This window comes from Chloroflexota bacterium, assembly GCA_014360805.1.
GTDB lineage: Bacteria > Chloroflexota > Anaerolineae > DTLA01 > DTLA01 > DTLA01.
This window is the reverse complement of the sequence record JACIWU010000036.1, coordinates 22,445-32,825: the sequence shown is the minus strand read 5'-3', so window position 1 is coordinate 32,825 and position 10,381 is coordinate 22,445. Positions and strand designations below refer to the sequence as shown.

Here is a 10,381-nt window from a genome sequence, read left to right as displayed (position 1 = left end):
AGCCGCCCTACGGGTTTGGACGTCGTGCCACCCGCCCATCACGAGCGTAGGGCAGGTTTCCATACCTGCCCCCAGCCTCCGGCGGCTATGGAAAGCCGCCCCACATCTTCGGGCATTGTGCCACCCGCCCATTGCGAGCGTAGGGGCAGGTTTCCATACCTGCCCCCAGCCTCCGGCGGCTATGGAAAGCCGCCCCACATCTTCGGGCATTGTGCCACCCGCCCATTGCGAGCGAGTTGCCAGACCGTCGCGCATCGTGCTATAATTCAGCCGAGCCCCCGTAGCTCAACGGACAGAGCAACTGCCTTCTAAGCAGTCGGTTGAGCGTTCGAATCGCTCCGGGGGTACCTGCGGAGTCCCGCCGCCCCGACATCGCGCCTGGCGACGGCGGGCCTGCCAGGGGAACGGCATGGTCAAGAAACCACTCTTTGAGAACCTAATCTTCAACGAGGTAGGCGAGCCTGTGGGCGTGGCCTACGTCGGCGATGAGCCGTGCTACACAATCCCCGAGTACGGCTTCCTTCGGCACGTCCCGGCGCGCGACGTGGACCAGCAAATCCTCACGCGCCTGCGCGACCAGATGCTCCAACACCGCGACCTGGTTACGGCCCAGATTCTGGAACTCCTGGGGCGCGACGACCTGTTCACGAAAGCGGCCGTAGATGCCACATTGCAGAATCTGGACAAGCAGGTGGACCAGATGATGGAGTTCGGCCTGCCCGAGGAAGCGAGGCTCTACCTCGGTATGATGGGCTTCCGCGCCACCGTCAACGTTCACGGCGAGTTGGTGGACCTCAACCTGCCGGTGCAGGAACTCCCCGAAGAGTAGCGCCTGCCCTCGCTGCGGCCGGTGGCCGGGCGCGGCGTCAGTGCCCCAGCAGCCGCACCGAGGCCGCGCGGGGCTGCTCCACCCACCGCACAGCGCCCAATCGGCTTGCGAGCGCCACAACGCGGTCGCGCCGCGCTGCCATCCGCGGCTCCCTCGCTTTCCACGTGCCCTGAACCTGGCGCATGACCAGTTGGCTGTCCCCGCGCACTTCCACCGTAACCTCATGCGCCTGCAGGCCCATCTCGCGAATCCAATCCAGCAGCGCCTCCAGGGCGCGGATCAGCGTGTCGTACTCGGCCTCGTTGCTGGTCATGCGAGCGCCCAGATTCAGGCGCTGCCTCTTCTGCGCGCCATCGGCGTTGCGCATCAACACGAAACTGCCATACCCGGGGCCGGGGTTGCCCTTGCTCCCGCCGTCAAAGACCACGGTGAAGTCCGCCTTGGTATGCGGCAAGCGGCGTGCGGAACGAGGCCGATCACTCAAGCGGCTCATCCTCGTCTGCCGGGGCACGCGCGGGGGAAGTCCCAGGCCCATCCGCGGCGAAGGGCAGCCCGCCGCGGCGCATCTCGTCGTACAGGTACAGCACGTTGGCCCGATGCAAGTGCTGGGCAAGCCCACCTAAAGGCACGCGCGACAGGCCGCATTCCTCAATGTCCAGGGCCGCGATTTCATCGCGCGACAGGCCCATCTCAATCCCCTCCCTGACCCGCGCGCGGACTGTATCCAGGTAGGCGACGTTCGCATTCAGGGCTTCGGGAATCTCACCGCGCAAGAGCACTTCGCCATGCCCCTGCACCAGGTTCTCCAGGTTCAATTCGCCCATCCGCAGGAGCGAACGCTTGTACGCATCCGGGTCGCCCCCAACAATGTAGGGCACCGGCATCATGGCGTCGCTGGCGAAGAGAATCTTCTCCTGCACCAGGTACACGCCCAGCACGTCGTCCGAATGACCGGGCAGGGGAATGATCTCCATGGACTTGCCGCCGATGTGGATGGCCCCGCCCTTATCCAGGGTGATGTCCGGGAAGCGCAGCACTACTTCCATGAGTTGCGGCATGGACTGGCGGTCGCGTTCCAGGAGGGCCGGCCCCTCCTTCATCATGATCGTGCGGCAGATTTCGTGCGCGATCACCCGAGCCCCAGGGAACAGGTAATTGCCGTACACGTGATCGGCATGGTGGTGGGTGTTGATGACATATCGCACGCCCAGCCCACCGCGGCGACGCTCAAACTGCACGATGGACTGCGTCTCCCGCGGAAAGGGAAGCGTGTCAATCAGGATCGCCCCTGCCCTCGTGAACACAAGGCCTGCCGTTACCTGCGCATAGGTATCGCTGGAAAAGACGTAGACGTCATCATCAATTCTCTCGTATCCCATGAGGCACTCTTCCGCTACGGAATTTGCAGCGCGAAGCATAGCACGCAAGCGGCGAAAAGTCAAAGCCCTGCGACGCCCGCCGCATCCGACGGATCCCGCCGCGCTGGGAGAAGGAGCCTTGCCGTGGGATGGCGCTCGCCTCCCATCCTCTGCCCGCTCCCGGGGCGAGAAGGCAGCGGAGCGAGAGGGGGCAACCCGCAGCGTTCGCCGCCCGCAGGGCACAAAGATACCCCGCTGTGCCGTGCGTCTCAATGAGTTTTGAACCTGCTCACGCAGGTGGGAGCCAGCCCGCTGGTTAATGCCTGACCCCGAAGGGTTACTACAGCCCCAGCAGTGCCAGGCCCCCGTCTATTAGGTGTTGGCTCAAAACACTAGGTGAGACTTCACGCACACAGCAGGGTTCTGCATAAATATTACCACAATTCGCCCGATTCTGCAAAAATGCCCGCGCGCCCAGTGCTTCTTGCCCCTGGCGCGCGAAACCGCTATACTTGTACTGGCAACCGGCCCTGCCATGGAGCGCAGAGGGCCAGGCAGAGCCGCTGACGCTTGCCGAAGGAACTGAGGCTGTGTACGCTTTGCTGGTCTGCGATGACAACGATGAAACCGCGATTCTCTCGCTGGTGCTCCAGCGAGTGGGGCTAGCCGTAACCATTGCGAACGACCTGGAGCGGGCCATGCGCAGTTGGGCGCAGCGCCCCGCCGACATGGTTGTCGTCGCGCTACGGGCAGGCGCGCCGCATGAACAGGTGCGGCGTGTGCGCGCCGAGACGGATGTCCCCCTGGCCGTCCTCACGAACGCCCAGGACGAGGACTCGCTGTTCGCGGCGTTTGAGGCCGGCGCCGACGTGGTGTTCAACCGTCCGTACAGTACGCGGCTGCTCCTGGCCCGATTGCGCGCGCTCCTGCGGCGCAGCAGCGGCGTTCCCCTGCTCAGCCTCCCCACCCTTCGCGTCGGCAGCATCACACTGGACCCGTCGTCGCGCGACGTCCAGCGGGAGGGACACCCTCCCCATCGCCTCACCCACCTGGAGTTTCGCCTGCTCTACACGCTCATGATGCACCAGGGTCAGACCCTGCCGACCGAGGCCATCGTGGAGCGCGTTTGGGGCTACAGCGGCGAGGGCGACCGCGAACTCGTCCGGGGGCTTATCAGCCGGCTGCGGGCGAAGATAGAGCAGGACCCCAAGAACCCGCGATACATCCTGACCGTCCCGGGTATCGGCTACAAACTCCAGAACCCCGACGCGTAGCCGCGTGTTGAAATGTTGCGATACCTGGGCGCCCCTGTGTACCATATTGATACACTTCTTGCACACCTTTTACACGCAATCGGGTTATAATGCGCAGGGTATTCAAGAAGGCCTGGCCACAGTTCTGCATACCCTCCAATCCGGGGGAAGAAGCCCAGGCATACCAGCGGTAGCGCAGAGGTTAGCAGAAGCAGGGACAAAACGAGATGCCATCTGTATCGTGCCCTGAATGCGGGGCGACCCTTCCAATCGGCAAGTATGCGGAAGTCGGGGCGAAGGTTGTCTGCCCCCAATGCGGGGCGAAACTTGAGGTCATCAATGCGAATCCGCCGGAGGTGGACTGGGTTTTCAATCCCCCGGCGCCCGAGGAACAAGACAAGGATTGGATTCTACGCGAGCGCGTGCGCCTGATGGAAAATGCCGACAACGACGCCTGAGACCCGCGCTAACGCACCGAGCAAAGTTATCATCAGCATCTTGTAGAGGAGACGACGCAAATGGAAACGATGGCAACGGAGTTTGAGGAGCCCCCCGGTACCGGGAGGCCTCCCCGCCCCTGGGAGAATGTGCCTCCATCCCTTTGGAATGATTGGCGTTGGCAACTCAGCCACCGTCTGAGTTCCATTGAAGAACTCTCACAAGTGATCCATCTGACCCAGTCGGAGCGAGATGCGCTCAGCGCCCCAAATCGGTTCCGGACCGACATCACTCCGTACTTCGCGAGCCTGATGGACCCCGACGACCCGAATTGTCCCATCCGCCGCCAGGTGGTCCCCACGGCCCAGGAACTCGTCCCGTTCGTGGCTGAAATGGAGGATTCGCTGGCGGAAGACGCCCACTCGCCCGTCCCTGGCCTGGTCCACCGGTACCCCGATCGGGTTCTGATGCTGGTAACCACTCAGTGCGCCAGTTACTGCCGCTATTGCACGCGAAGTCGGGTCGTGGGCAATTCGCACGCCCAGTTCTCGCCCGCCGACTACGATCGGCAAATCGCCTACGTGGCGGCGAACCCGCAAGTGCGGGACGTGCTCATCTCGGGCGGAGACCCCTTCACCTTGCCGGTCAAGGTGCTGGACCACATCCTGGCGCGCCTGCGGGCCATCCCGCATGTGGAAGTCATCCGCATCGGAACGCGGGTGCCGGTGTTCCTGCCCCAGCGCATCAACGACGAACTGGTGAACACGCTCAAGCGATACCACCCGCTTTGGGTGAACATCCATTTCAATCACCCGAAGGAACTGGCGCCGGAGGTTGAGCAGGCCGTCAACAAACTTGCGGATGCCGGCATCCCCTTGGGGAGCCAGACGGTGCTCCTGGCCGGCGTCAACGACTGCCCCAACGTCATCATGGCGCTGGTGCACAAACTGGTGAGGAACCGCGTGCGGCCCTACTACCTCTACCAATGCGACCTGGTCCACGGCGCGGGGCACTTCCGCACGCCTGTCGCCAAGGGCATTGAGATCATGGAGGCGCTGCGAGGGCACACCTCCGGCTATGCCATTCCCACCTACGTCATTGACGCGCCGGCAGGCGGTGGCAAAGTCCCCATCTTGCCCAACTACCTGATGAGCATGTCCGAAAGTCGGGTCGTCATCCGCAACTACGAGGGCTTCATCAGCACCTACACGCAGCCCACCGACTACGTGTCGCACGACCCGCGGACGTGCCCCTACTGCCAGGCGCGCCACTCCGAAGGCGGGCAGGAAGGCCTCGCCGGCCTCCTCAGCGGGGAACGCCTGGCCATCGCGCCGGAGGGCTGGGATCACGTGCACCATCGCGAGCAGCCCGTGCCCATCCACTCCATCGCCACCCGTACGGCAGAGGTTGAGCAGCGATGAGGCGGCTGCGCATTGCCCTGCTTTACAACCTAAAGAAACACGTACCTGTGCCCGAGGACGCGCCCGAAGACGCCCTCGCGGAGTATGACTCCGAAGAGACGGTGGAGGGCCTGAAATCGGCGCTGGAATCCGGCGGGCATGAGGTCATCCCACTGGAAGGCGACGAGACCTTGCTGGACACGATCCGCCGCGCAAGACCCGACATCTGCTTCAACATCTGCGAGGGTCTGCGCGGCGAATCCAGGGAATCCCATGTGCCCGCGCTGCTGGAAATGCTGGGCATTCCCTACACCGCGTCCAAGGCGCTGGCGCACGCGATCTCGCTGGACAAGGTGATTGCGAAGCGCATCTGGCGGGATGCGGGTCTGCCCACGGCTCCGTTCCAGGCGTTCTACCTCGGCGATGAGCCGCTGGATGCCGCGCTCGCCTTCCCGCTGTTCGTGAAGCCGTCCCGCGAAGGCTCGGGCATGGGCATCAACAAGCAATCCGTCGTGAAGGACGAGGCGGCGCTCCGCGAGCAGGTGCGCTGGGTCATCCGCACCTACCGCCAGCCGGCGCTGGTAGAATCGTATCTCCCGGGCAGGGAGTTCACCGTTGGGCTCCTCGGCAACACGCTGGCCCCTGGGGAGCGCCCCCTCTCGCCCTTCTACAACGAGAGGGGCTTCCACGTCTTGCCGGTCATGGAGATAGACGTAAGCCATCTTTCCGAAGGGGAGCGGCTGTACACCGGCTACATCAAGTCGGAGATGCCCCTGGGGCCGAAATACCTCTGCCCCGCGCCGATACCCACAGACCTGGAACGCCAACTCAAAGACCTGGCGGTTCGCGCCTTTGAGGCCATCGGCGGGCTGGACGTGGCGCGGGTGGACTTTCGCCTGGGCGCGGATGGCCAACCGTACCTGCTGGAAATCAACACCTTGCCGGGACTGAACCCAACCTACAGCGACATTGTCCTGGCCGCCAGGGGCGAAAACCTGCCCTACAACACCCTGATCCTGGAAGTCCTACGCCTGGCGGCCAGACGCTACGGGCTTGAGAGGGTCTGATGGAGAACGATGAGCGCCCTTGCGGCGTTGCGATTGTGTACAACAAGACAGAATCCCTGGTCAAGGGCAGCCCAGAGGACATCGTGGCCGATCAGGCAGTCATCGCCTGCGCGCACGCCCTGGCCGGTGCCCTGGCGGAAGCAGGTGTCCAGGCCGCCCTGGTGGCCATAACAGACGACGTGGAATCGGCCCTTCTACCGTATCCGGCAACGGAGTGGGTTGTGTTCAATCTGGGAGAAGGGCTGGGCGGACGGCTGTTTGAAGAAGTCCGAATCGCCTGGGCGCTTGAGGCGATGGGCTATCGCTTCACCGGCTCGGATGCGGCGGCCCTTGCCCTGTCCACGCACAAGGCGCGGGCCAAGGAGGCCCTGCGCCGCGCTGGCGTGCCAACGCCCAACTGGCGACTGTTCCGCCACCCCGTGGAAGTTACGCGAGATGCGCTCGGCGACCTGCCCCTGCCGGCCATCGTCAAGCCCGTAGCCGAGGATGCCAGCCAGGGCATAGAAGGCAGTGCTGTGGTTCGCTCCCTCCAGGAAATGCGCGAGCGCGTCGCGTACCTGGTCGGCACCTATCGCCAGGCGGCCCTGGTGGAGGAATTCATCGCAGGCCGCGAGTTCAACATCTCCCTCTGGGGCAACCCGCCCCAAGTGCTACCCCTGGCCGAGGTGGACTTCAGCGCCTTCCAGGACCCGCTGGAGCGCATCGTGTCGTTCTCGGCCAAATGGGTGGAGGATTCGTTCGCGTACACGCATACGCCCGTGGTGTGCCCCGCCAACGTGGATCCGGAGGTCGCCGACCGCATTCGCGGCGCGGCGCTCCGAGCGTGGAGAGCCATTGGGTGTCAGGGCTACGCCAGGGTGGACATGCGCCTGTCGCAGGACAACATCCCCTACGTCATAGAAGTCAACTGCAACCCCGACCTCTCGCCCGATGCGGGCTTCTTCCGCGCCGCGAGGACGGTGGGCTACTCGTATCCCGAAATGGCCCTCCGGATATTAGACATCGCAATGAGGCAAAGGCAAACCTATGATACGTCTCGCCCAACCCGAAGACGGGGACTCCATAGCGGCGATTACAGCCGAAGTCGGAGTCTTCAGCCCGTCGGAGATCCAGTGTGTAGCGGAACTGTGGAATGAATATCTGAAACAAGGCGAGAAAAGCGGCTACACCTTCCTCGCCTTCCACGACGGCGGCAGAACCCTAGGCTACGCATGTTTTGGCCCCCACCCCCTTGCCGAGGGCGTGTGGGATCTGTACTGGATTGCCGTGGATCCCGCCGCACATGGGCAGGGCGTAGGCCGCGCGCTCTTGCATCAAGTAGAGGACATCGTGTCGGCGCAGCAGGGTCGCCTCATCCTCGTGGAGACTTCGGGGACGCCAGCCTACGAACCCGCGCGGCGGTTCTACGAATCCTGCGGCTACCGGTATCAGGCCGTCATCCACGATTTCTACGCGTCCGGCGATGACCTCATTATCTTCGGCAAAACGCTGCGCCCTGTGCCGGCAGCAGTCTGCGCCGCATGACACGAGAGGTTGTGAGATGACATCCCCAAGCCCTCGCCCTGGTCCCAAGCACTTGCCCGCCATAGGCAACCGGCTGCCGGACATCCCCGCAGCCTTCCTTGAGCGGATGCAAGCGCTCCTCGGCGCCGAATTCGCGGAGTTCCGAGACGCGCTAGATGACCCAAGCCCGATCGGTCTCCGCATCAACCTACTCAAGATCACGCCCCAGGCGTTCCAAGCCCTGACCCGCTGGCGACTGGACCCCGTCCCGTGGTGCTCGGCTGGGTACTACCTGCAGGAGGCCGATGTCCGGGCCGGCAAACATCCCTACCACTGGGCCGGGCTATACTACCTGCAAGAGCCGTCGGCCATGGCGGCGGTGGAAGCCCTGAGTCCACAGCCAGGAGAGCGCATCTTGGATTTGTGCGCCGCGCCCGGCGGCAAGGCCACGCAAATCGCCGCCAGACTTCAAGGCCGTGGCCTTCTCGTCGCCAACGACCCCGTGCGGAGCCGGGCCGGCATCCTGGCCGAGAACCTGGCGCGGTTCGGCGCGCGCAACACCGTCGTCGCGTCGGATGCGCCAGAACGCCTGGCCGCCGCTCTGCCCGGGTTCTTTGACCGCGTCCTCGCAGACGCCCCCTGCTCCGAGGAAGGCATGTTTCGGCGCAGTGCCCAGGCGCGCCTGGCCTGGTCGCCGAAGACGGTGGCCGGCTGCGCGCGGCGGCAACTCCTGATCCTGAACCGCGCCGCCGAGATGGTGGCAGGGGGTGGAATCCTCGTCTATTCCACCTGCACCTTCAGCCCCGAAGAGAACGAAGACGTGGTAGCGCGCTTCCTGCTCGCCCACCCGAACTACGAATTGATACCCGCGCACCTCCCTGGCGTGGCGGAACGCGGGCGGCGCGAATGGTGTTCCCTGCCCGAAGGCTGCCGCCTCCCGCTGGAACACGCTGCCAGGCTTTGGCCTCACCGCGTCCGTGGCGACGGCCACTTCATCGCCCTAATGCGCCGCACGGACGAACCCGGGCCGCCCCCGCGCCGCGCCGCCGCGCGAGAAGACCCCGCCGCCGCGCGCGCCTTCCGCGACTTCACCGCCGAGGCCCTGGCGCAAGATCTTCCAGGCACGGTCATCCGCGACGGCCACCGCGTCTTCCTGGTGGCAGACGGTATGCCCGCGCCTGTGGGCCTGCGCGCCCTGTGGCCCGGCTGGCATGTGGGCTTGTTGCGAGAAAGCCGCCTCGTTCCGAGCCACGCCCTGGCGCTGGGGCTGGCCATGTCCGACGCGCGTCGGCGGTTGTCGCTCCCGCCCGACGGCGAGGACACGGCACGCTACCTCCGCGGCGAACCGCTCATAGCCGCTGGGGAGCCCGGCTGGGTGCTGGTCGGCGCGGGCGAGTTCCCGCTGGGCTGGGGTTTCCGCGTCGGAGACACCGTGAAGAACCACTACCCCCGCCACCTGCGCCAGATGTCGCGCACCCCTTCCATTTGACAATCGCGCCCCGTCGCCTAGAATGCGCAAGGCGTCTCGCAATCATTGTTGACAAGGAGCCTTCCGGTGATTCGTGGCATCGGGATCAACGCAGATCACGAGTACATAGACGGGCAGACCTCGGTTCTGGAGGGCCTGCTCCAGAAGTACAAAGCCTGTGGTTTTGACACCGTAGAGATTTCCGTCCCTGGTCTCAACGCGATTCGCGGCGGCGTCCTGATTGAATCCGAGGCCAGGCGCGTTCGCGAGATTCTGGCCGCGCACGGCCTGAACGTAACGCTCCACTGCCCCAACAACCTCAGCCTCATCCGCAACGAACGGCACTATCAGGTCATGAACGCCATCCTGGGCCTTGCCGAGGCCCTGGGCGCCCGACGCGTCGTGTACCACAGCGCGCAGATCGCGCTGCACGCCCCCTATCGGCACCTCGCGCCGCTCCCGTCCGAGGACGAACTCCGCGAGATGTGGGAGCGGGAGACGGAGGCGCTGATCGCGGTGGGCCGCCGCGCCGCGGACATGGGGGTAATCCTCGCGGTAGAGAACCGAGACCCCCACCAGTGGGAAATCTCCGCCCTCGCCATGCACGGCAAACCCGCCGCCGAACTCGCCCACTACCACCAGGGCATGCGCCTGGACCTGCTCGCCCAGCAGATGGAAGCGGTGAGCCTCCCCAACGTGGGCATCTGTCTGGACGTGGCCCATGCGTTCTTGGCCGCTCCGTACTGGCCGGACCCTGACTACCTGGCCGCCATCCGGACCTGCGCGCCCTGGGTGAACCATTTGCATTTCCACGACAACTTCGGCATCACCGACGACATGAACGAATCGCTGGGCGACAGGCTCGTGTTCGGCGAGGCCGACAATCACATGCCGCCGGGATGGGGACGGATACCCCTGGCAGCGGTCCTGGATATCCTGAAGGCCGCGGGCTACGACGGCCTGCTGGTGGTGGAATTGAGGCCCCGCTACCTGCCGTACCTGGAAGAAGTCATCGCCGAAACCAGGCGGCTCATTGCCAAAACCTGGCGAGATGGAGTGTAAGGC

The 10,381-nt window shown here is 64.7% G+C and carries 11 protein-coding genes, 1 tRNA gene and 1 other RNA gene; 10 read left to right on the top strand and 3 right to left on the bottom strand.

All coding sequences use genetic code 11. The features are described 5' to 3' along the window. Positions 1-274 precede the first annotated feature (274 nt). Positions 275-347, top strand: a tRNA-Arg gene (locus tag H5T65_07760). A gap of 62 nt (positions 348-409) precedes the next feature. After that, positions 410-829 (top strand): hypothetical protein, encoded by a 420-nt coding sequence (locus H5T65_07755; GenBank protein ID MBC7259129.1) that lies wholly within the window; start codon positions 410-412, stop codon positions 827-829. A 37-nt stretch (positions 830-866) separates the two neighbouring features. Here H5T65_07755 and H5T65_07750 read toward each other — a convergent pair whose 3' ends face one another. The 3 genes from H5T65_07750 to ssrS all read right to left on the bottom strand — a co-directional run bounded on the left by H5T65_07750 (position 867) and on the right by ssrS (position 2,612). Continuing rightward, on the bottom strand, positions 867-1,283 hold the full coding sequence (locus H5T65_07750; protein ID MBC7259128.1) for a ribonuclease HI family protein: 417 nt from the start codon (positions 1,281-1,283) through the stop codon (positions 867-869). 22 nt (positions 1,284-1,305) lie between these two features. Further along, complete coding sequence (locus H5T65_07745; GenBank protein ID MBC7259127.1) at positions 1,306-2,208, bottom strand: MBL fold metallo-hydrolase; 903 nt, start codon at positions 2,206-2,208, stop codon at positions 1,306-1,308. A 224-nt stretch (positions 2,209-2,432) separates the two neighbouring features. After that, positions 2,433-2,612, bottom strand: a non-coding RNA gene (gene ssrS / locus H5T65_07740) — 6S RNA. A 165-nt stretch (positions 2,613-2,777) separates the two neighbouring features. Here ssrS and H5T65_07735 point away from each other — a divergent pair. The 8 genes from H5T65_07735 to H5T65_07700 all read left to right on the top strand — a co-directional run bounded on the left by H5T65_07735 (position 2,778) and on the right by H5T65_07700 (position 10,378). Continuing rightward, positions 2,778-3,461: a response regulator transcription factor gene (locus H5T65_07735; GenBank protein MBC7259126.1), complete on the top strand. Its 684-nt coding sequence runs from the start codon at positions 2,778-2,780 to the stop codon at positions 3,459-3,461. Between the two features lie 206 nt (positions 3,462-3,667). After that, positions 3,668-3,898 (top strand): hypothetical protein, encoded by a 231-nt coding sequence (locus H5T65_07730; protein MBC7259125.1) that lies wholly within the window; start codon positions 3,668-3,670, stop codon positions 3,896-3,898. Positions 3,899-3,958: 60 nt separating this feature from the next. After that, on the top strand, positions 3,959-5,299 hold the full coding sequence (ablA, locus tag H5T65_07725) for a lysine 2,3-aminomutase (GenBank protein MBC7259124.1): 1,341 nt from the start codon (positions 3,959-3,961) through the stop codon (positions 5,297-5,299). After that, on the top strand, positions 5,296-6,345 hold the full coding sequence (locus H5T65_07720; GenBank protein ID MBC7259123.1) for a hypothetical protein: 1,050 nt from the start codon (positions 5,296-5,298) through the stop codon (positions 6,343-6,345). Before ablA ends, H5T65_07720 begins: the two co-directional genes overlap by 4 nt. Next, positions 6,345-7,481 carry an ATP-grasp domain-containing protein gene (locus H5T65_07715; protein MBC7259122.1) on the top strand — a complete coding sequence of 379 codons (1,137 nt, stop codon included), beginning with the start codon at positions 6,345-6,347 and terminating at the stop codon, positions 7,479-7,481. The genes H5T65_07720 and H5T65_07715 overlap by 1 nt, the downstream gene beginning before the upstream one ends. After that, positions 7,372-7,869: a GNAT family N-acetyltransferase gene (locus tag H5T65_07710; GenBank protein ID MBC7259121.1), complete on the top strand. Its 498-nt coding sequence runs from the start codon at positions 7,372-7,374 to the stop codon at positions 7,867-7,869. Before H5T65_07715 ends, H5T65_07710 begins: the two co-directional genes overlap by 110 nt. Positions 7,870-7,942: 73 nt before the next feature. After that, positions 7,943-9,337, top strand: coding sequence for an RsmF rRNA methyltransferase first C-terminal domain-containing protein (locus H5T65_07705; protein ID MBC7259120.1), 1,395 nt, complete (start codon positions 7,943-7,945; stop codon positions 9,335-9,337). 66 nt (positions 9,338-9,403) lie between these two features. Next, a complete protein-coding gene (locus tag H5T65_07700) occupies positions 9,404-10,378 on the top strand; it encodes a sugar phosphate isomerase/epimerase (protein MBC7259119.1) in 975 nt (324 codons plus the stop codon). Positions 10,379-10,381: the final 3 nt, after the last annotated feature.